Below are 20,735 nucleotides of genomic sequence, written 5' to 3'. Positions count from 1 at the left end.
GTTCCGGGGGGAACCCAGCCCATGCGCACCCGCACGCTGCTCGTCACGGCCGCCTGCACGGCCGCCGTCCTCGGCCTCACCACCCTGACCCCGGCCACCGCGGCCACCACGCCCGCAAAGGCCCCCACCGCCGACTTCAACGGCGACGGCTACCCCGACCTCGCCATCGGCGCCCACACCGCCACCGTCAACGGCATCAAGCGGGCCGGCGCCGTCACCATCGCCTACGGCTCGGCCACCGGCCTGAAGTACGAGACGGCCGCCGTCATCAGCCAGGCCACCCCCGGCGTCGGCGGTGACGCGGTCGAGGACGGCAAGTGGCGCGAGGTCAAGGCCCACGGCGACTTCGACGGCGACGGCTACGACGACCTGTACGTCCAGTGGGTCTCGAAGAACATCATCCTGTGGGGCTCCGAGAGCGGCATCACGGGCGCCTCCACCACCCTCCCGCCGGGCACCTCCACGTCCACCGACCCCGGGCTCCTCGGCGCCGGACTCGGCGCCGGCGACATCAACGGCGACGGCACCGACGACATCGTGATCCGCGCCCACGGCGGCCGCCTCGGCTTCACCTTCGCCGTCCTGTCCGGGCCGATCAACCGCACCACGGGCAAAGCCGCGTCCACCGTCGTCCGCGACATCTGGAAGGAGGACGGCATCGGCCTGCGCGGCGACGGCCTCTTCGTCGGAGACATCACCGGCGACGGACTCGCGGACGTCACCGTCGTCGGCCACCGCGACTACAAGCCCGCGAGCACCGTCCTCAAGGGCAGCCGCACCGGCCTGGTCAAGGGCAGCGGCACCTTCAAGGAGCACGCGGACTACTCGAACATCTACGGCTCCGCCTTCGGCGACCTCAACGGTGACGGATACCTGGACCTGGCCGTCGGCCTCGGCTACAGCCCGGCGCGCACCGACGTCGTGCGGGATGCCGTCAGCGTGAACTACGGCGGCCCGACGGGCCTCAACACCACCAAGCCCGCCCTGCTCCTCTCCCAGTCCTCCGCCGGCGTCCCCGGCGTGTCCGAGATCGGCGACCGCTGGGGCAGCACCCTGGACATCACCGACACCGACGGCGACGGTTTCGCGGACCTGCTGATCGGCGCCTCGTACGAGACCGGTGACGACGCGGCCACCACCGCCGGGGCCGGCGCCCTCACCGTGCTGCGCGGCAGCAAGACCGGCATCACCACCACCGGCGCGAAGACCGTCACCCAGAACACCGTGGGCGTCCCCAGCGCCTCCGAGAAGGACGACCACTTCGGTTCCGCGATCGCCACGATCGACTCGGACAAGAACGGCAGGCCCGAGGTCTACGTCGGCGGCAACGGCGAGGACGGCTACACCGGCCACGTCTGGAACCTCACCACCGCGCCCGGCACCGGCCTCACCGGCACCGGGGCCACCAGCTTCGGCCTGACCACCCTCGGCGGCACCGCCGGAGCCTCCAACTTCGGCTACCGCTTCGCGGGCTGACCGGCCCCCGCCCTCACCGGGCCCCTCCTCACCGGAGGCTGGAGACCTCACCCATGCGCAAGCAGAGCCTGACCCTCGCCGCCCTGTGCGCGGCCACCGTCATCGGCCTCACCACCCCGGTAGCCGCCACGGCCGCCCCCACCGCCGCCCCGGCCGGCTCGGCCGACTTCAACGGCGACGGTTACCCGGACCTGGCCGTCTCGGCCAACGCCGTCACCGTCGCGGGCCGGGAGCGGGCCGGCGCGCTCTCCATCCAGTACGGCTCGCCCACCGGCCTGCAGAAGCCCGTAGTGATCACCAAGGACACCCCCGGCGTGCCCGGACTCCCGGCCACCTACGGGCGGTTCGGCACCCCCTCCAGCCACGGCGACGTGGACGGCGACGGCTACACCGACCTGCTGGTCGAGGGCGGCTCGGACGCCGAGAACCGGAGCACCGGAATCCTGGTGCTGCGCGGGAGCGAGGACGGCATCACCGGCCGGTACACCGGTGTGCTGAGCTACGGCGCCTACACGTCCGGCGGGACCAGCGTCGTCCCGTACAAGCCGCAGGTCGGCGACGTCACCGGCGACGGGATCGCCGACATCGTCACCCAGTCCAACGACGGGGGAAAGCAGGGGATCGCCGTCCTGCAGGGCCCCCTCGACCCGGCCACCAACGAACCGGCCAAGGTGCTGTACCGCGACACGCAGACCCTGGACGGCATCTACGGCTCGAACCTGCACGTCGGTGACATGACGGGGGACGGCATCGCCGACATCGTCGCCTCCAGCTACGACAAGGGCGTCCTCCTCAAGGGCACCCCCGGCGGGCTCGTCCCGGCCGGCTCCGTCCTCGGCTCCTGCGACGACCGGGCCTTCGGCGACCTCAACAAGGACGGCTACCAGGACTTCGCCTGCAGCGACTCGGGGATGCACACCAGGGGCGACGGCGGCGGGTTCACCGTGACGTACGGCAGTTCCACGGGCATCAGCACCACGCTCCCCGTCCGTTACTACAACCAGGACACCGCCGGCGTCCCCGGCACGGCCGAGGTGGGCGACTTCTTCGGGAACGCCGTCGCGATCGGCGACACGGACCAGGACGGGTACGGCGACCTCCTCATCGGCGCCAGCAGCGAGACGGGCACGGACCCCGAGGCCACGTTCCGGGCCGGCGCCGTCACCGTCCTGCGCGGCAGCGCGACCGGCGTCACCACCACCGGCGCCAAGACGCTCACCCAGGACTCGGCGGGCGTCCCCAGCACCTCCGAGAAGGAGGACCACTTCGGGTCCGCGCTCAGCGTGATCGACACGGACAAGGACGGCAAGCCCGAGGTGTACGTCGGCGGCTACGGCGAGGACGGCTACGCGGGCCGGGTCTGGAAGCTGAAGACCGACGCCGGCGGTGTCACCGGAACCGGCGCCACCAGCTTCAACCTGACCGACCTCGGCGGCCCCGCCCGCCGCGCCTACTTCGGCTGGCTGACCGCTGGCTGACCGCTGGCTGACCGCCGGCTGACCGAGCCGCCCGCCCCACACGCCAGTGCGCCCCGCCGGATCAGCCGATCCGGCGGGGCGCACTGGGCTTCGGTCGCACTCGTTCACACGAAGGCGAGGTTGACCACCCAGAAGCTGAGCGCCGCGACCAGCGCCGCGGCCGGCATGGTGATGAACCAGCCCAGGATGATGTTCTTGGCGACGCCCCAGCGGACCGCGTTCACCCGCTTGGTCGCACCCACACCCATGATCGCCGAGGTGATCACGTGGGTGGTGGAGATCGGCGCGTGGAAGAGGAACGCCGAGCCGAACATGATCGAGGCACCGGTGGTCTCCGCCGCGAAGCCCTGCGGCGGGTCCAGCTCGATGATCTTGCGGCCGAGGGTGCGCATGATGCGCCAGCCGCCCGCGTACGTACCCAGCGAGAGCATCACGGCACAGGCGATCTTGACCCAGACCGGGATCGAGTCGCCCGCGTTCTGCACGTCGGCGATGACCAGGGCCATCATCACGATGCCCATGGTCTTCTGCGCGTCCTGCAGACCGTGGCCGAGGGCCATGCCGGCCGCAGAGACCGTCTGCGCGATGCGGAAACCGCGCTTGGCCTTGTGCGGGTTGGCGCGGCGGAACATCCACATGATGGCGACCATCACCAGGTAGCCGACCACGAGGCCGACGACCGGCGAGATGAACATCGGGATGACGACCTTGTCGACCACTCCCGACCAGAGCACCTCCGTACCGCCCGCCAGCGCCGCGCCCACCATGCCGCCGAACAGCGCGTGCGAGGAGGACGAGGGCAGGCCGAAGTACCAGGTGATCAGGTTCCACACGATCGCGCCGACGAGCGCCGCGAAGAGGATCCACATGCCCCGGTTGCCGTGGGGCGTCTCGATCAGGCCCTCGCTCACCGTCTTGGCGACCCCGCTGCCGAGGAAGGCACCGGCGAGGTTCATGACCGCGGCCATCGCCAGCGCGGCGCGCGGGGTCAGCGCACGGGTCGAGACCGAGGTCGCGATCGCGTTCGCGGAGTCGTGAAAACCATTCGTATACGTAAAGCCGAGCGCGACACCGATGGTCACGACCAGAGCGAAGGTGTCCACGAGGTTCAGGACTCCTTGACCGCGATGGTCTCCACCGTGTTCGCGACGTGCTCGAACGCGTCGGCCGCCTCTTCGAGCACGTCGACGATCTGCTTGAGCTTCAGCACCTCGATGGCGTCGTACTTGCCGTTGAAGAGCTGGGCGAGCAACTTGCGGTGGATCTGGTCGGCCTGGTTCTCCAGACGGTTGACCTCGATCCAGTACTCGGTCAGGTTCTCCATCGTGCGCAGGTGGGGCATGGCCTCGGCGGTCAGCTCGGCCGCGCGCGCCAGTACCTCGATCTGCTGCTCGACGCCCTTGGGGAGCTCCTCCACGTTGTAGAGGACGACCAGGTCGACCGCCTCTTCCATGAAGTCCATGATGTCGTCGAGGCAGGACGCCAGGTTGTAGATGTCCTCGCGGTCGAACGGCGTAATGAAGGAGGAGTTGAGCTGGTGGAAGATCGCGTGGGTCGCGTCGTCTCCCGCGTGCTCCGCTGCCCGCATCCGCTCCGCGATCTCGGCTCGGGCGGACATGTCCGCTCCGAGCAGTTCCATCAGGAGCTTCGAGCCCGTGACGATGTTGTCCGCGGATGCGGCGAACATGTCGTAGAAGCTCGTCTCCCTGGGGGTCAGACGAAATCGCACGTGAGGTCCTCGGGGTGCATTGGATTCGGTCAGGCTGATGCTAGGCGCATCCCCCGGCCACGGCTAACCGGCAGTTCCCCAGTGTCCTCCATCAGGCAGAGTGAGGACGACGGGCCCCTGCCCCTGCGGCCGGGGGCCGGTACCCTATACCCATGAGGGGTATAGGTCCCCCATTCCGGACACGGGAGGACGCATGACTGCCATCCAGGCGGAGGGCTCCGGAGCCACCACGGACACGGCTGCCGAGACGGCGGCCGTCCCGGTGCACGGCTACCACCACCAGAAGGACGAGCACCTCAAGCGCCTGCGCCGGATCGAGGGCCAGATCCGCGGGCTCCAGCGCCTCGTCGACGAGGACGTCTACTGCATCGACATACTCACCCAGGTCTCGGCGAGCACGAAGGCGCTCCAGTCCTTCGCGCTCCAGCTACTGGAGGAGCACCTGCGGCACTGCGTCGCCGACGCGGCCCTCAAGGGCGGAGGAGAGATCGACGCCAAGGTCGAGGAAGCGACGAAGGCGATCGCCCGGCTGCTGCGCACCTGACCGGTGCGCCGGAGGGACGGCCCCGGCCCGGGGAACGGGGGTCAGCCGGACCACACGCCCATCAGCACCTCGTCGATCCGGTCCTGGCTGAGCCTCTCCTCGGCCACCGCCGACGCCGCGATGATCAACTCTCCGCACAGCTCGATCTCGGCGAGAGCCACGAGGTCCTGCACCGTCGAACCGCCTGCGGGAGTCACGCGTGTCACCTCAATCTGCCGTCGTCCGGTCGCCGGCGCTCGGCTTCTCAGCGTAGGGAGCGCGCGGCGCGGCGCGCATGACACGGATGGACCATTTCCGGCTACCCGGCCATGGCCCGATCGCGCCGCCCCCGGGGGCTCCGGCCGGCTAATCGGCGATCTTCCCGGCGTAAATGTCCCCTTCGGCCGGCAATACGACGGTGACCGGGGTCCCGAAGCCGTAGAGCAGCGTGGTGGAAGACACATCGATCACGCCGGCGTTGACGTAGGTGAAGCGGTGGCGGACCTTCCGCAGCAGTCCCTCGGCGTCGAGGTAGGCGTCGAACGGCACCGCGTCCTTGCCGAACCCTTTCGCCGCCGCCTCCAGCGCCCCCTTCACCGCCGGTGAGGCCTGCGCCGCGGCCCGCGCGATGTCGGTCGTACCCCGGTAGTGCCGCACCTTGGTCCCGCCCACCTCGGTCTCGCCCACGTACGTCACCTCCTGCGCCCCGCGCAGCAGCTCCGCGGCGGCCATCGGGTCGGTGGCCCCGCCGGTGACGAGGTTCCCGTCGGCCAGGGCCGTCGTGTCGATGCGGACCCACTTGTCGGCGGGGACGCCCGCGCCCCGGTTCTTCATGTAGAGCGCGCCGGGCACCAGCAGCTCGGTGATCGGCCGGTGCTCGGCCTGTCCCTTGGCGTCGTCGGGGAGCATGACGAGCAGCTGCCCCATCCGGTTCTTGAAGTCGACCCCGCCCTCGCCCCGGATCGTGACCCGGGTGCCGCCCGTGGCCATCTCCATGGCCGTACGGGCCTGCGCGCTCCCGGTCCTGGCCAGCGCGTCGGCGGCCGCGCGGACCGTAGCCCCCGGATCGCCGGAGGCCCGGCCGTCATCGGCCGCCGGCCGGCCGTCGTCGCCCGCGACGGCATCGCCGCCGCACCCGCTCAACGCCGCCACCGTCAGGGCCAGGCCGACCGCGACCGCAGCCCTGCCCGCGCGCCCTCGCCTGTGCTGGTGCACCACCATCGCCTGCCAACCCCCAACGCGTGACCGCTTTTTGCCCGAGGCCCCACCCGCTCCGCTTAACGAGGTCCCGGGCCTCCCGTCACGGCTGCGGCCTCCCCGCCCCGGGCCGGTGCCCCACCCGCCCCCGGCCCGGTACCTTGGTGGAGTGGAACCGCACACCGAAGCGACTCTCGTCCCTCCGCTTGCCGCAGTGCCGCTGACCCGCGACCCCTCGGGCCCGGCGCCGGCACCCTCCACCGATCACGCCGACCACGCCGCTCACGCCACGAGCACCTCCGAGCGGGGCTCGTTCAGCCTGGCCGCCTGTACGTGCGGCTGGCGCGGCCCGGCCCGCCGCTCCCGCGACCTGGCCCGCAAGGACGCCGCCGCCCACGCCCCGGAGTAGCGGGTCGCCCGATCGGACGGCCCGGATGGCCGACGCGCCCGGGAGCGGTTGCCCTTGACTCATGCCCGGACCCGCGCCCCGACTCGCCGCCCTCCTGTGGGCCCTGATGATCGCGTTCGCCCCCGCCGCACCGGCCCGGGCCAGCCCCGTGGGCACGGCCGACGGGCCGGGCGACGTCGCCCTGGCCATCGGCGTCACCACCGCCGCGGCCACCGGCACCGGCCTGTGGCTGCGCTCCCGCTACCGGCGTTCCGACGCGGAGGCGGACGCTACGGACCACGGCGGCGATCGGTGACCCCGCCCCCGCGCTCCCGCCCGGCCGCGGTCCGCGTCTGCTTCGGGGCGGCGGCGCTGTGCCTGCTGGCGGCCGTGGTGCTGAGCGTCTGGGACTCGTACCGCATCGGCTGACGCCCCGGGCGCCGCCCGAGCGCCGCCCGGGCACCCGCACCGCGTCAGGCGGCGAGGTCGCTCTCGTGCCCGCGCCCCGCGGGCTCGGTCGCCGCGAGGTCCACCGGGCGGGGCACCACCCGCTCGCGTGCCCGGACCAGTACGCCCAGGCGCGGGGACCGGGCCACGGCGCGTACCACCGGGGTCAGCAGCGCCATCGCGAGCGGCGCGAGCAGCAGCACCACCGCGGTGCCCAGGGCGAGCCCGCCGATGACGTCGGTCGGATAGTGCTGGCCCGTGTAGACCCGGGTGAAGCCCTCCAGCAGGGCCAGCCCGATCCCGATGAAGCCGAGCTTGCGGTGGGCGACGAACAGGCCGACGGCGAGGGCCATCGCGAGCGTCGCGTGGTCGCTGACGAACGAGAAGGCGCTGTGGCCGATCCCGGCGCCGGATTCCAGCACCTCGACACCGCCGTGCTGCGCGGCCGGCCGCGGCCGTCCCACGAACTCGCGCAGCGGGATGTTGAGGAGCAGCGCTGCCGAGGCGGCGAGCGGGGCCCACACGAGCGCGGTGAAGGTCTCGACGGCGGCGGGCTCGTCCTGCCGGCGCGCTCCGCGCCAGCACCACAGCACCAGGAGCACGAGGGCCAGCAGGATCCCGTACTCCCCGAGGACCGCGACCGTCCGGTCCAGCCGGCCGGGGGCGTGGCGCGCGAGTCCGTTGATCTCGTACAGCAGGCTTACATCCACGTTCGGCCCACCTGTTGTGAGTCCAGCCATGGTGATGCGGCCCCTTGCCCTTGCCTTGGTACCCGTACGGCCGCACGCCTGTGTGCGGCCCTTCGCCCCCCGGTGATCAACCCGGCCCTTGCACTCGTCCTGCCCCCAGTGACCATGGAACGCCCGTTCTGGCGGCTACGTTCCGCTCTCCACCGAATGATCACCCCAACGTTATCGAAGAGTGACTCATCGTTGCAGCTCAGGGCCTTTGCTTCACACTGTGTTGCCGACGCCCTCGCGCCGGGGCAGGGCCTCCGCCCCGTCCTTCGTCACCCGCGTCGCGCCGAAGTAGTCGGGCGTGTCGATCTTGTCGAAGCGGATCACGGCTCCGGTGAACGGGGCGTTGATCATGTACCCGCCGCCCACGTAGAGCCCGACGTGCCGGATCTCCCGGGAGTTCGTCAGATCATCGGAGAAGAACACCAGGTCCCCCGGCAGCAGTTCCGCGCGCGAGGGATGCGGACCGGCGTTGTACTGGTCGTTCGCCACACGCGGCAGATCGACCCCCACCGACTCGTACGCGGCCTTGGTCAGACCCGAGCAGTCGAACCGCCCGCCCTGCTCGGGCGTCCCGTTCCCGCCCCACAAGTACGGGGTCCCCAGCTGCTTCTGCGCGAAGTAGATCGCCCCGGCGGCCTGCTGCGAGGGCGCGACCCGCCCGACGGGGGCCTCGAAGCTCTTGGCGAGGGTCGTGATCGTCTTCACGTACCCCTGGGTCTCCCGGTACGGCGGGACGCCCCCGTACTGCTTCACCGCGCCGGGACCCGCGTTGTAGGCGGCCAGCATGTTCTTCACCGCGTCCCCGGGCACCTTGGACACGTACCGCGCCAGCTCGCAGTCGTACGAAGCCGCCGACGGGATCGCGTCGTTCGGGTCCCAGATGTCACGGTCCCCGTCGCCGTCGCCGTCGACGCCGTGCGTCGCCCACGTGCCCGGGATGAACTGCGCGATGCCCCGCGCGTCGGCCGGGCTCACGGCGCCCGGGTTCCAGCCGCTCTCCGAGTAGAGCTGGGCGGCCAGCAGGGCCGGGGTGAGCGTCGGGCAGAGGTTGCCCCACTTCTGCACGAGGGACTGGTACTTCCCCGGCACGGCCCCCTTCGCGAGCCCGGAAGCCCGCCCGCCGGCGCCGGTCGCGATGCCCGCGGCCGCCGAGTACGTACCGATCACGAGCAGGGCGAGAAAGCACAGGCACGCCCCGAAGCTGATTCCACCGACCACCCAGAGTCTGCGCACCCGCCAACCTTCCCCCATCGAACGGCTTTTCCCGGCGCTCCCGCCACCCCGTGTCGAATCATCCCGCCGAGGATGCGGCACAGGAACCAACGCAACCGGGGCACTTGGAGCACACACCCCGGCGGACGGGTGAACTCATAGGACGATACGAAGTATTCGGCCCCGCTCCCCCTCCCTACCCCCTCGGGGCGACGAACAGGCTCTGCGCGCTCCGCCCGATCGGGCCCTTCTCGTCGTACAGCCGCGCGTCCGCCAGCCCGATGCCCGCCGCGTCCACGCTCGTACGGGCCTCCACGCACACCCATTCACCGGCCGGATGGCGGTGCAGGTGCACGGTGAGGTCGCCGTTGACGAAGAGGTACCGGCCGAAGTCCACGACGGCACTGATGCCGCTGCCGGAGTCCGCCGCGACCAGCACCCGGTCCAGGGGCCGCGGCTCCTCCCCGGCGACGAGCGGCACCCCCATCCGCATCCAGCAGGTCCCGGGACCCGGTTCGACGAACGCGCCCCGCGCGAAGCGGGTCTCCATCGCCGAGTGGTAGCCCTTCTCCCACGGCACCGGAAAGAACGGCGCCGGCCCCACCTCGCCGGGCGGCGGCAGCTCCGGCGCGGGCACCACGGACGGTACGGAGTCCTCCGCCACCCGGATCCGCAGCGCCCGCGCCAGCATCACGGGCGCGGCCCCGGCGGGCGCGAGCGCGGCCTCGACCACCTCGGTGCCCCGGCCGGCCCGCAGCAGCTAGTGGATAGCTCCAACGGGCCGATCGGCCTGTGGCGCAGGATCTCGTAGTTGAACCCTCTCCCAGCTTGCGCAGGGAGATTCCTGGCTCACGCCGCCTGTAGGTCAGCGACCCGACAGGTCTTCCACGATCAACACCAGCCGGGTTGGAACCAGCCCGGTTTGGTACGGCAAGGCTTGTACCGCTTGTGCTGTCTTGGTTCTCGATCAGCACACCGTGCGCGCTTGGTTCTCGCACCCACGAAAGGGAGCGTATCCAACCATGTGGGCAACAGTCCGCCGTTTGGGGATATCGCGGATTCCCTCCCGGCCTCGCAGGGGCCCGATACCCCGACTCAGCGGGCGAAGCCCAGCCCCACCCCGAGCCCCACCAGGACCGAGCCGATGGCCCGGTTCAGCGCCTTCTGCGCCTTCAGCATCCGGTCGCGCAGCCGGGAGTCGGAGAAGAACAGCGCGACCGCGCCGAACCAGCCCAGGTGCGCCGCCGACATGAACAGCCCGTACCCGGCCTGCTGCCACACCGGGGTCCCCGGCCCGACCACCTGCGTGAAGGTGGACACGACGAACAGCGTGGTCTTCGGATTGAGCACGTTGGTCAGGAAGCCGCTCCGGAGCGCCCCGAACGGCGTCAGCCCGCCCTTCTCCTCCAGGTCCACGGCCACCTCGGTCCGCGCCCGGAAGGTCCGTATCCCGATCCACACCAGGTACGCGGCGCCCGCGAGCTTGATCACCGTGAACAGTTCGGCGGAGGAGGCGATCAGCAGACCGACCCCGAGCATCGTGTAGGAGACGTGGACCAGCACCCCGGCCGCGACCCCCGCGGCCGCGAACAGGCCGGTGGGGCGCCCGTAGAGGTAGCTGTTGCGGACGACCATGGCGAAATCGGCGCCGGGACTGATGACGGCGAGGAAGGTGATGACGGCTACTGCGATCACTTCGGTCATACGGCGATGCTCGCCGGACCCACCCACGACGATCAAGGCCTTTCCGCCTTCCCCCACCCACGCGAGCACCACCCAACTCCCCCACGGGGAGACAATGGGGACGTGCCCAAGCCCCAGCCCTCCGGCCCCGCCCGCCCCGGCGCGCCCGCCGCGCTCCCCGCCCCGCTCCCCGCCCCGCTCCCCCTCCTGCGAGCGGACTGCGCCGACTGCTTCGCGCTCTGCTGCGTGGCCCTGCCCTTCTCCAAGTCCACCGACTTCGCCGTGAACAAGCCCGCCGGCACCCCCTGCGAGAACCTCCGGCAGGACTTCGGCTGCGGCATCCACACCGGGCTGCGCGACAAGGGCTTCCCGGGCTGCACCGTCTTCGACTGCTTCGGTGCCGGCCAGCAGGTCTCCCAGGTCACCTTCGGCGGCCGGGACTGGCGCTCCCGCCCCGGCACCGCGGCCACGATGTTCACGGTCTTCCCGGTGATGCGGAACCTGCACGAGCTCCTCTTCTACCTCGCCGAGGCCCTCACCCGCACCGAGGCCCTCCCCCTCCCCGCCGCGCACCCCCTCCCCGCGCAGCTGCGCACCGCCCTGGCCGACACCACCCGGTGGACCGGGGCCACCCCGCAGACCCTCGCGGAGTTCGACATCGCCCCGCTGCGCCAGGAGGCGAACACCCTCCTCCTCCAGACCAGCGAGCTCGTACGGGCCGGGGTGGCGGGCCGCAAGAAGAACCACCGCGGCGCCGACCTGATGGGCGCCCGCCTCCCCGGCGCGAACCTGCGCGGCGCCAACCTCCGCGGCGCCTACCTGATCGCCGCCGACCTCAAGGGCGCCGACCTGCGCACGGCCGACCTGATCGGCGCGGACTTCCGCGACACCGACCTGCGCGACGCCGACCTCACCGGCGCCCTCTTCCTCACCCAGCCCCAGCTGAACGCGGCCCGGGGCAACCCCGCGACCCGCATCCCGCCCTCCCTCACCCGCCCCGCGCACTGGCTCCCGTAGGCGCTGGTCCGGGCCCACCCCGACAGGGACGGCGGCGCACACCACCCACCCGTGCGCCCCCGGCGCATCCACACGCCCCTCCACGGACGCCACCCCCCGAAACGAACCCCCTACGGTGAGCCACACAACCGGAAGAAGCCCATCCGAGCCGACTCCGCCCCCACCCCACCGAAGGCTCCCCCCATGCGAAGCCCAACCACGCCCCTCGACACCCCCAGCACCCCCCGCACCCTCGACACCCCCCGCACGCTCGGCACCCTCCGTACGCTCGGCACCCTCACGGCCGCCACCCTCCTCACCCTCGGCCTCGGCGGCTCCGCGCACGCGTCCTCGGGCGAACTGGTCATCAACGGCCACCCGATCCACGACCCGTCGGGCTGCGTCCTGCACGACGGCCCCGCCGCGGTCACGAACCACACCGACAGCCCCGTCTTCATCACCAGCGGCCGCTGGTGCACCGGCGAGGTCATCGGCGTCATCCACTCCGGCGAAACCCGCTACGCCCCGTTCACCTCGAACATCCTCGCCCCGTAGCCCAAACCCCCCACACGCCCACACACCCCACCGGCGCCACGCCCGGCCCACCCCCCGGGCGCGGCCCCCGTTGCGCCAAACGGCGCGGCCCGATCCGAGCCACCACCGCACCGAGACGGCAATCATTGCCCGCAGTCACACCTCGTGATACACAGAGTGACCATACGTTCTTTCCCCCACACGCCGCCCGACCCCAGGTCAGGACATACGGCCGACACCCGGGGCGACAGATCGGGTAAAGAGAGCAGTCAAGTCGACATCCGACGGCGGTTTCATCAGGGAAGATAGGGCGTGACCCTTGCCGTCCGGGCACGGGCTACCGGAACTACCCATACTGGGGCGGTGAGTTACATGATCCTGGCAGCCGAAAAGGGCGACATCACCACCATCATCGGCGGAATCGCTCCGAACTGGGGGCCGTTCGGCAGTCTCGGCAACGAAGCGAAGATCATGATCGAGGTGGTCATGGCCGTGGCGATCCTGCTCTGCCTGGGCATCGCCATCTGGGGCGCTGCCAAGCAACGCATCGGCGCGACCGCACTGCGCGACACCTTCAGCGCGGAACAGGGCAAGGGCCTCATCGTGGCCGGCCTGACGGGCGTCTTCATCATCGGCTCACTGGGCACCCTCTTCACGATCGTCTACGGAATGGCCGTCTAGCCCGAGCCCTGATGAGGACTCACCACACCGCGCCTGCGCGGATACCAGCGCTACCGTCGTACGACGCGGAGGGGGCGAACACCGAATGAGCACCGACGACCAATACGGTGGCGGCGAGGTCGGCGGCACCGGCCAGACCCGTACCCGCTTCCCGGAGCCCTCGGACCCGTACGCCCCACCCCGCCGCACCCCCCGAGGCCTGATCACCGTCGTCGGCGTGGTGGTCCTCCTCATCGCAGCCATCGCCTTCGCCAACCAGTCCCGCACCCCCGAAACCCCCCCGCCGACGGACAAGGCCCCCACGGCAACCAACCCAACGGCAGCCACGGGCATCGCCCCGGTGGACGGCAAGTCCGCGGGCATCCCCAAGGGCTTCGCCCAGACCGAACAGGGCGCCCAGTCGGCAGCGGCGAACTACGCGGTGGCACTGGGCTCTGACGGCATGTTCAGAAAGAACACCCGGCACACGCTCGTAGACGGGATCTACACACCGGACGCCGCTGCCAAACTGAGAGGCCCTCAGGACGAGGCGTACTCGGCCGCATTCCTCGCCAAACTCGGACTCGACGCGAACGGCAACCCTCCGCAGGGCAGCACGTTCGTCACCCGCGCCGTCCCCGTCGGCACCCGAACCGACAGCTACACACCGACGAACGCGAAGGTCTCCGTCTGGTACACGGGCCTCATCGGCATGTCCGGAGCGAAGTCCACCGACCCGGTACGCACGACGTGGAAGACCTGGACGTTCGAACTGGTCTGGACGGGCGGAGACTGGAAGGTCCTCTCCGACTCCCAGCAGGACGGCCCCGCACCGGTTCCCGGCGATGCGGTCGCGTCACCTTCCGAGGACATCAGCAAGGCCGTCAAGGAGTTCGGAGGCTTCACCTATGCCCGCTAGCCTCCGGCTCCGGGTCGGCATGGTCACCGGCGCCCAGTTGGCCATCGCAGGCCTGGCGACCCGTGCCTACGCCGCCCCGAGCCCCACACCAACCCCGTCTCGGCTACCCAGCGATGACCCCTGCGACCTGCTGATCGGACCTGCGAAGCAGTACTGCAACCGCGAAGGCACCGCCCCCAACGGCCCCGGCACAGGCCTCGCACCCAGCGATCCGGCAGACGCCCTCAACCCGCTCTCCTCCCTGGCAAAGGGCTGCGCCGACGCCGCAGCCTGGATCGTCGGCGAACTCAGCAAGGCGGTCAACGGCACCGCCAACGTCGACTTCACCAACGGCGCCTTCCTCAAGCAGTACGCCATCGTCTTCGCCGCCTCCACCATCCTCACGCTCATCCTCTGGCTCTTCGCCGTCGCCAAACGAGCCATCCGCGGCGTCCCCTTCACCACCGCCATGTCCGAAGCCATCGGCTTCCTCTGGCTCACCGTCCTCGCCTCCGCCTTCACCCCCCTCATCCTCTACACCGTCGTCTCCGCCACCGACGGCGTCACCGAGGTCATCGCCTCCGCGACCGGCGGCCAGACCGACGTCTTCTTCGGCTCCTTCGCCGAAGCCCTCAAGAAGGGCGACGACATCGGCGGCGGCCCGATCATGCTGATCGTCGTCGCCCTCGTCACCGTCCTCGCCGCCGGCATCCTCTGCCTGGAGCTCGTGATCCGCGCCGCGCTCCTCTACGTCGGCGCCCTGCTCGGCACCGTCGTCTACGCCGGCCTCGTCGACCGCAACCTCTGGGGCCACGTCCGCCGCTGGGCGGGCATCATGATCGCCGTCATCCTCGTGAAGCCGGTCATCGTCATCGTCCTCGGCCTCGCCGGCGCCCTGGCGGGCGACAAGGGCCCGAACGCCTTCTCCGCCGTCGTCTCGGGCCTCGCGATCATCCTCCTGGCGATCTTCGCCTCCGCGATGATCTACCGCTTCGTCCCCGGCTTCGGCGACGAGATCGCCTCCGCCCGCACCAACCGCAGCAAGGCCACCGACGGCGCCCAGGCGGCCGCCGTCATCAGCTCCCCGGCCTCCCTCGTCTCCCAGGGCATCAAGACCCACAGCAGCCGCGGCGGCGGCAGCGGAGGCGGAAACAGCGGCGGCGGCGCCCACCGCGCCGGCGGCGACAACCAGATCTCCGGAGGCATGGCCGCACACAGCAGCCGACGCTCCGGCGGCGGGAACAGCGGCGGCCCGTCCGCCACGCCCCCGCCCCGTACGGGCTCCAGCACGAGGAACACAGGAGGTGACGGGCGGTGACGACCCAGTCCCACCAGCTCCACCCGGTCACGCCCCGCCGCACGTATCTCATCGGCCGGGCCCGGCCGAACGCGATCGTCGGCAAGAACCGCGAGACCGGCGAGATCGCCCTGATCATCGCCGGCGCGTTCCTCGGCATGATGAGCGGACTGCTCGTCCCCTCCCTCACCCTGCGCATCGTGTCCCTCGCCGGCTTCCCGATGCTCGCCCTCGCCGCCGTCTACGTCCCCTACCGCGGCCGCACCTTCTACCGCTGGTTCGAGATCAACCGCAGCTTCAAGCGCACCCTGCGCCGCGGCACGACGTTCCGCTCCGGCGCCATGGAAGCCGGCATCCGCGCCGGCGACGGCCGCGAGGTCGAGGTCGGCCCGCCCCCCGGCATCGGCCGCATCAACTGGCTCGCCGCCCCCTTCGGCCCCGACGAGATCGCCGTCCTGCTCCACGCGGACCGCAGAACCGTCACCGCGGCCATCGAGATCGAGGGCCCCGGCGTGGGCCTGCGCGACAGCGAGGACCAAGAGGCCCTCGTGGACCGCTTCGGCACCCTCCTCAAGCACGTGGCCAACGGCGACGGCTTCGTCACCCGCCTCCAGATGCTCGTACGCACCCTGCCCGCCGACCCGGAGGCCCACGACAAGGACGTCGCCGCCCGCGGCGACACCCACGCCCCCGTCTGGCTGCGCGATTCGTACGACCAGCTCCAGTCGATGGTGTCGACCTCCTCGGAGCAGCACCGCGCGTACCTCGTCGCCTGCATCCACTTCACCCGCGAGCTCGCCGCCGAGGCCCACACCATCGCCCGCGCCGCGACCCCCCACAAGGGCCGCAAGGTCGACCGCGACGCCGGCCTCGCCATCGTCATGGCCCGCGAGCTCACCGACATCTGCGCCCGCCTCGCCGAGGCGGACATCCGCGTCCGCCAGCCGCTGGGCCAGGGCCGCCTCTCCTCCCTCGTGCACTCCATGTACGACCCGGACCACCCCATCGACCACATCCAGGCCATGACCAAGCGCAACGCCTGGCCCGCCGAACTGGACGCCGTCGAACCGACCTACCTCCAGGCCAAGACCCGCGAGTCCTCCACCCGCGCCCCCTGGTGCCACGCCACGGCCTGGGTGAAGGAATGGCCGATGACCCCGGTCGGCGTGAACTTCCTCGCCCCGCTCCTCGTCCACACCCCCGACGTCATCCGCACGGTCGCCGTCACCATGGACCTGGAACCCACCGAGATCGCCATCGAGCGCATGCTCACGGAGAAGACGAACGACGAGGCCGACGCCAGCCGCGCCGCCAAGATGAACCGCACCGTCGACCCCCGCGACATCGCCGCCCACGGCCGGCTCGACCAGCGCGGCGAAGACCTCGCGAGCGGCGCCGCCGGTGTCAACCTGGTCGGGTACATCACGGTGTCCTCCCGCTCCCCCGAAGCCCTCGCCCGCGACAAGCGCACCATCCGCGCCTCGGCGGGCAAGTCCTACCTGAAGCTCGAATGGTGTGACCGCGAGCACCACCGCGCCTTCGTCAACACCCTGCCGTTCGCCACCGGCATCCGACGCTAGCTGGAGGGAATGGCCGCCCATGCGAGATCCCATGTCCGCCCTGACGGACGCCTTCACCAGCTTCCTGTTCGGCAAGGTAGAAACCACGCGCCTGCCCGTCCGCACGTCCACGGGCCAGGCACAAGCGGTCTACCTCCCCACCGCCGCGCCCGGACTCGGCGACTCCGGCGTCATCATCGGCCGTGAGGTCTACAGCGGCAAGGGCTACATCTACGACCCCTTCCAGCTGTACGGCCAGCAACTCCCGGCGCCCCACTGGCTGGTCCTGGGCGAATCCGGCAACGGCAAATCCGCCCTCGAAAAGACCTACGTCCTACGCCAGCTCCGCTTCCGGGACCGCCAGGTCGTCGTCCTGGACGCCCAGGGCGAGGACGGCGTCGGCGAGTGGAACCTCATCGCCCAGCAGCTGGGAATAACCCCCATCCGCCTGGACCCCATCGCCGCGAACGACGACGGGATCCGCCTCAACCCCCTCGACCCGGCGATCACCGCGACGGGTCAGCTCGCGCTGCTCCGCACCATCATCGAAGTCGCCATGGGCCACGGCCTGGACGAACGCTCCGGCTTCGCCCTCAAGGTCGCGCACGCCTACGTGGTGGAAACCATCACGGACCGCCAGCCGGTCCTGATGGACATCGTCGAACAGCTCCGCCACCCGGAACCCGAATCGGCCCAGTCCATGAACGTGGCCATAGACGACGTCCGCGCCTGGGGCCTGGACGTGGCGCTCGTCATCGACCGCCTGGTCGACGGCGACCTCCGCGGCATGTTCGACGGCCCGACCACGGTGGGCATCGACCTCGACGCCCCCCTCATCGTCTTCGACCTCTCCCACATCGACCGCAACTCCATCGCCATGCCGATCCTGATGGCGATCGTCGGCGTATGGCTGGAACACACCTGGATCCGCCCGGACCGCAAGAAGCGCATCTTCCTGGTCGAAGAGGCCTGGCACATCATCAACAGCCCCTTCGTCGCCCAGCTCTTCCAGCGCCTCCTGAAGTTCGGCCGGCGCCTCGGCCTGTCCTTCGTGGCCGTCGTCCACCACCTCTCGGACGTGGTGGACGGCGCGGCGGCCCGAGAAGCGGCAGCCATCCTCAAAATGGCCTCGACCCGCACCATCTACGCCCAGAAGGCGGACGAGGCCCGCGCCACGGGCCGTGTCCTGGGCCTCCCCCGCTGGGCGGTGGAAATCATCCCGACCCTGACCCCCGGCATCGCGGTCTGGGACGTGAACGGCAACGTCCAGGTCGTCAAACACCTGATCACCGAAGCCGAACGCCCCCTGGTCTTCACCGACCGCGCCATGACCGAATCCTCGGTACAGCACCGCCTGCCCGACGACCTCCTCGCCGCCGAACTCGAGACAGAGGAGCGGGCCCTCCTGATGGAACGCCACCGCAACGCCGGCGGCTCGGCCACCACGGTGGCCTGACATGCCCGACCGCACGGACCACCCGGCCCCCCGCCCCCAGGGCGGCATCCCGGACGGCCTCCTGGTGGGCCTCCTGGCCTTCCTCCTGGGCCTGGCCGTCCTCACCTGGACGTCCACCGGCCTGGCAGCCCTCTTCACGAAGGGCGCCTGGCCGGACAAGGTCACCTTCACCCGCACTCCGACCGCGGTCCGCTCGCTGATAGCTCAACCCCAGAACATCCCGGCCGCCTGGCCGGACACACCCCCCGAGGCCCTCTCCAACTGGGGCCTCTTCTGGGGCCTGTTCATCAGTCAGCTCCTGATCCTCCTGGTCCTGGCCATCTTCACCCTGGGCATCGTCGCCCGCACAAAATCCCGCCGCCGCCTGGCGCGTCAAGCGGCGGGCCAGCCGGGCCAGCCGGGCCAGCCGAGCCAGCCGAGCCAGCCGAGCCAGCAAGCCCCAACTCCCCCGCAGAGTTACCCCATCCCAGCCTCTTCATCGGCACAGCCCCCACCATCCCCACCGGCGTCGCCGGCCTACTCAGCCTCTACGCCAAATCCAGCCCCTCCGGCGTTTGAGGAGCGGGGGTCCGGGGGCTGGCCCCCGGCAACGGCCCCGCACCCGTCCACAGTCCCCATCCCCACCAAGTCCCACCCGGCGGCCTCGCCGATCCCAGCCTCCCCGGCATTTGAGGCGCAGGGCCCCGGGGGCAGAGCCCCCGGCAACGGCGCCGCACCCACCGACGAGGCGTACCGCTACGGCTTCGGCTACGCCCCGGCACCCGCACCCGCACCGGCACCCGCCCCGGCCGGAATCCCGCCCCAAGGCCACCGCCTGGCCTACGCCCCACCCGAAGCTCGCACCGCCGCAGCCGCAGAGGCCATCGCGACCGCCCCGGGCGCGATCCTCGTGATCACGTCCTCCCCCACCCTCTGGTCGGAAACGAAGGACGCCCGCTCCAAGCTGGGCCCCGTCCTCCTCTACGACCCCTCCCACCTCTGCGACACCCCGGCCCGCGTCCACTGGAGCCCCACGGAGGGCTGCGCGGACCGCGCCACCGCCGCCGACCGCGCCATCGCGCTGCTCGCTCCGGTCCGCCCCCAGGCCCGTATGGACTCGGCCATCGCGGACACCGCCGAAACGCTCCTGCGCAGCTGGCTCCAGGCCGCCGCCCTCGACAACCGCCCCTTCAAGCAGCTGCACCGCTGGGCCCAGGGCACCAACGCCCAGGAACCGGTCCGCATCCTGCGCACCCATCCCCAGGCGGCAACCGCCGCCCCCGGCGCGGCCGGCGAGCTCGAGAGCGCCCTCACCGCACACCCGGACCGCCGCGAGCAGGCCCAGCACCTCACGGCCCGCGCCCTGACGGCCCTGTCCTCGATCCACATCCGGGAATCCTGCACCCCGAACCGAACCGATTCCCTCGCCCTCGCATCGTTCGTCTCCGAAGGGGGCACCCTCTACGTGGTGGGCGAACCCCTGGAAGACCCCCGGGCCCACCCGGGTGCGATGCCGCTGCTGACCGCACTCGCCTCCAGCGTGGTCGAGCACGGCCGCCGCATGGCCGCACGGTCATCCGACGGTCGGCTCGACCCACCACTGACCCTGGTCTTCGAGGACGTCGCCGCCGTGGCCCCGATCCCCCAACTGCCGCAGCTCCTCCAGGACACGACGCTCCCGCTCCTCGCCCTGTGCCGCAGCCGCGAGCAGGCCCGCTCCCGCTGGCCGGAAGCGGACCTCCCCGTAGCCGCCCGCTAAGCGGGCCGCGGGAACACGTACTCCAGCTCCTTCGCGGACGGGTCGGTCGGCATCGGCACGACCTTCCCGCTGGGCACGAACCCGAACCGCCGGTAGAACGCCCCGGCCCGCGCGTTCTCCTCGTGCACGAAGAGCCGTACGCGGTCCAGCACCGGCTCCTCCAGCCCCCAGGCCCACTCCAGCGCGGCACCGAACAGCGCCTCGGTCAGGCCGATCCCCCGCTGAGCCGGCCGGACGAACACACCCACGAAGTGCGCCTGGGCCTGCTCGATCTCCCCGTCGAAGATGTCCGTCGTGCCGGCCGCCTCGACGAGCACGCTCACCGACCCGACCCACTCCCCATCGGGCCCCTCGGCGATGAACTGCCGAACCTTCCGCCCCGCAGCGGCCCCCGCAGCCCGCTCCTGCCAGTGCTCGTCGCTCCTCCCCTCGCCCTGCTCAAGGGTTTCCAGGAAGGCGACCGGCGCGGCCGGATCCCGCAGGGCCGCGAGCCGCAGCTCCTTCACCTCGGCCCACTCATCAGCCCGTACAGGACGTATCAGGAACTCGTTCATACCCCGGGATCCTAACGAGCCGGCAACCAGCCCTCACCTGAGTTTCCACCCCACACATGCCTGTAAACGCAGAAAAGCCCCGTACCAGTTCCCTGGTACGGGGCTCTTCTCCAATGATTGTTCGGCGGCGTCCTACTCTCCCACAGGGTCCCCCCTGCAGTACCATCGGC

22 protein-coding genes are annotated in these 20,735 nt (G+C 71.1%); 13 read left to right on the top strand and 9 right to left on the bottom strand.

Annotated elements, in window-relative coordinates:
* Positions 1 to 21 precede the first annotated feature (21 nt).
* Complete coding sequence (locus tag ACIQV3_RS29025) at positions 22 to 1,476, top strand: FG-GAP-like repeat-containing protein (protein WP_403716956.1); 1,455 nt, start codon at positions 22 to 24, stop codon at positions 1,474 to 1,476.
* A gap of 53 nt (positions 1,477 to 1,529) precedes the next feature.
* On the top strand, positions 1,530 to 2,954 hold the full coding sequence (locus tag ACIQV3_RS29020; RefSeq protein WP_403716954.1) for an integrin alpha pat-2: 1,425 nt from the start codon (positions 1,530 to 1,532) through the stop codon (positions 2,952 to 2,954).
* Between the two features lie 104 nt (positions 2,955 to 3,058).
* On the opposite strand, the gene ACIQV3_RS29015 is transcribed toward ACIQV3_RS29020, so the two are convergent.
* On the bottom strand, positions 3,059 to 4,057 hold the full coding sequence (locus ACIQV3_RS29015; protein ID WP_266907254.1) for an inorganic phosphate transporter: 999 nt from the start codon (positions 4,055 to 4,057) through the stop codon (positions 3,059 to 3,061).
* Between the two features lie 5 nt (positions 4,058 to 4,062).
* Positions 4,063 to 4,683 (bottom strand): DUF47 family protein, encoded by a 621-nt coding sequence (locus tag ACIQV3_RS29010; RefSeq protein ID WP_355409568.1) that lies wholly within the window; start codon positions 4,681 to 4,683, stop codon positions 4,063 to 4,065.
* 193 nt (positions 4,684 to 4,876) lie between these two features.
* Between ACIQV3_RS29010 and ACIQV3_RS29005 the strand changes: the two genes are divergently transcribed.
* Positions 4,877 to 5,227: a metal-sensitive transcriptional regulator gene (locus tag ACIQV3_RS29005; RefSeq protein ID WP_403716951.1), complete on the top strand. Its 351-nt coding sequence runs from the start codon at positions 4,877 to 4,879 to the stop codon at positions 5,225 to 5,227.
* 41 nt (positions 5,228 to 5,268) lie between these two features.
* Here the strand turns inward: ACIQV3_RS29005 and ACIQV3_RS29000 are convergent, their stop codons facing one another.
* Both ACIQV3_RS29000 and ACIQV3_RS28995 read right to left on the bottom strand, forming a co-directional pair.
* Positions 5,269 to 5,424, bottom strand: coding sequence for a hypothetical protein (locus ACIQV3_RS29000; protein ID WP_250744641.1), 156 nt, complete (start codon positions 5,422 to 5,424; stop codon positions 5,269 to 5,271).
* Between the two features lie 148 nt (positions 5,425 to 5,572).
* Positions 5,573 to 6,427 carry a hypothetical protein gene (locus ACIQV3_RS28995; protein WP_403716949.1) on the bottom strand — a complete coding sequence of 285 codons (855 nt, stop codon included), beginning with the start codon at positions 6,425 to 6,427 and terminating at the stop codon, positions 5,573 to 5,575.
* Between the two features lie 145 nt (positions 6,428 to 6,572).
* Here ACIQV3_RS28995 and ACIQV3_RS28990 point away from each other — a divergent pair, with 145 nt between their 5' ends.
* Both ACIQV3_RS28990 and ACIQV3_RS28985 read left to right on the top strand, forming a co-directional pair.
* On the top strand, positions 6,573 to 6,812 hold the full coding sequence (locus ACIQV3_RS28990) for a hypothetical protein (protein WP_403716947.1): 240 nt from the start codon (positions 6,573 to 6,575) through the stop codon (positions 6,810 to 6,812).
* 61 nt (positions 6,813 to 6,873) lie between these two features.
* Complete coding sequence (locus tag ACIQV3_RS28985) at positions 6,874 to 7,107, top strand: hypothetical protein (RefSeq protein ID WP_403716945.1); 234 nt, start codon at positions 6,874 to 6,876, stop codon at positions 7,105 to 7,107.
* Between the two features lie 157 nt (positions 7,108 to 7,264).
* Here ACIQV3_RS28985 and ACIQV3_RS28980 read toward each other — a convergent pair whose 3' ends face one another.
* The 4 genes from ACIQV3_RS28980 to ACIQV3_RS28965 all read right to left on the bottom strand — a co-directional run bounded on the left by ACIQV3_RS28980 (position 7,265) and on the right by ACIQV3_RS28965 (position 10,894).
* A complete protein-coding gene (locus tag ACIQV3_RS28980) occupies positions 7,265 to 7,978 on the bottom strand; it encodes a phosphatase PAP2 family protein (protein ID WP_403716943.1) in 714 nt (237 codons plus the stop codon).
* Positions 7,979 to 8,191: 213 nt separating this feature from the next.
* Positions 8,192 to 9,211, bottom strand: a complete 1,020-nt coding sequence (locus tag ACIQV3_RS28975; protein WP_403716941.1) for an NlpC/P60 family protein — start codon at positions 9,209 to 9,211, stop codon at positions 8,192 to 8,194.
* A gap of 175 nt (positions 9,212 to 9,386) precedes the next feature.
* The gene (locus ACIQV3_RS28970; RefSeq protein ID WP_403716939.1) at positions 9,387 to 9,923 is read right to left on the bottom strand and encodes a thioesterase family protein; all 537 of its coding nucleotides are present in this window, start codon (positions 9,921 to 9,923) and stop codon (positions 9,387 to 9,389) included.
* A gap of 362 nt (positions 9,924 to 10,285) precedes the next feature.
* On the bottom strand, positions 10,286 to 10,894 hold the full coding sequence (locus ACIQV3_RS28965; RefSeq protein WP_403716937.1) for a LysE family translocator: 609 nt from the start codon (positions 10,892 to 10,894) through the stop codon (positions 10,286 to 10,288).
* Between the two features lie 102 nt (positions 10,895 to 10,996).
* Between ACIQV3_RS28965 and ACIQV3_RS28960 the strand changes: the two genes are divergently transcribed.
* The 8 genes from ACIQV3_RS28960 (at position 10,997) to ACIQV3_RS28925 (ending at position 20,011) form a co-directional block, all read left to right on the top strand.
* Complete coding sequence (locus ACIQV3_RS28960) at positions 10,997 to 11,890, top strand: pentapeptide repeat-containing protein (protein ID WP_403716935.1); 894 nt, start codon at positions 10,997 to 10,999, stop codon at positions 11,888 to 11,890.
* Positions 11,891 to 12,073: 183 nt separating this feature from the next.
* Positions 12,074 to 12,424 carry a hypothetical protein gene (locus tag ACIQV3_RS28955; protein ID WP_403716933.1) on the top strand — a complete coding sequence of 117 codons (351 nt, stop codon included), beginning with the start codon at positions 12,074 to 12,076 and terminating at the stop codon, positions 12,422 to 12,424.
* 351 nt (positions 12,425 to 12,775) lie between these two features.
* Complete coding sequence (locus tag ACIQV3_RS28950; protein ID WP_031145169.1) at positions 12,776 to 13,084, top strand: hypothetical protein; 309 nt, start codon at positions 12,776 to 12,778, stop codon at positions 13,082 to 13,084.
* Between the two features lie 85 nt (positions 13,085 to 13,169).
* Complete coding sequence (locus ACIQV3_RS28945; RefSeq protein ID WP_403716931.1) at positions 13,170 to 13,982, top strand: hypothetical protein; 813 nt, start codon at positions 13,170 to 13,172, stop codon at positions 13,980 to 13,982.
* Positions 13,972 to 15,279 carry a hypothetical protein gene (locus ACIQV3_RS28940; protein WP_403716929.1) on the top strand — a complete coding sequence of 436 codons (1,308 nt, stop codon included), beginning with the start codon at positions 13,972 to 13,974 and terminating at the stop codon, positions 15,277 to 15,279. The genes ACIQV3_RS28945 and ACIQV3_RS28940 overlap by 11 nt, the downstream gene beginning before the upstream one ends.
* Entirely contained in the window at positions 15,276 to 16,838 is a 1,563-nt protein-coding gene (locus tag ACIQV3_RS28935; RefSeq protein WP_403716927.1) for an SCO6880 family protein, read from the top strand. Before ACIQV3_RS28940 ends, ACIQV3_RS28935 begins: the two co-directional genes overlap by 4 nt.
* Positions 16,839 to 16,857: 19 nt before the next feature.
* Complete coding sequence (locus ACIQV3_RS28930) at positions 16,858 to 18,273, top strand: ATP-binding protein (RefSeq protein ID WP_389442885.1); 1,416 nt, start codon at positions 16,858 to 16,860, stop codon at positions 18,271 to 18,273.
* A gap of 1 nt (position 18,274) precedes the next feature.
* Positions 18,275 to 20,011: a type VI secretion protein gene (locus ACIQV3_RS28925; RefSeq protein ID WP_403716925.1), complete on the top strand. Its 1,737-nt coding sequence runs from the start codon at positions 18,275 to 18,277 to the stop codon at positions 20,009 to 20,011.
* On the opposite strand, the gene ACIQV3_RS28920 is transcribed toward ACIQV3_RS28925, so the two are convergent.
* Positions 20,008 to 20,565: a GNAT family N-acetyltransferase gene (locus ACIQV3_RS28920; protein WP_403716923.1), complete on the bottom strand. Its 558-nt coding sequence runs from the start codon at positions 20,563 to 20,565 to the stop codon at positions 20,008 to 20,010. The genes ACIQV3_RS28925 and ACIQV3_RS28920 overlap by 4 nt on opposite strands.
* Between the last annotated feature and the right edge of the window lie 170 nt (positions 20,566 to 20,735).

It is taken from the genome of Streptomyces sp. NPDC099050, assembly GCF_044759865.1.
Classification (GTDB): Bacteria; Actinomycetota; Actinomycetes; order Streptomycetales; family Streptomycetaceae; genus Streptomyces.
This window is presented reverse-complemented; position numbering and strand designations above follow the sequence as displayed.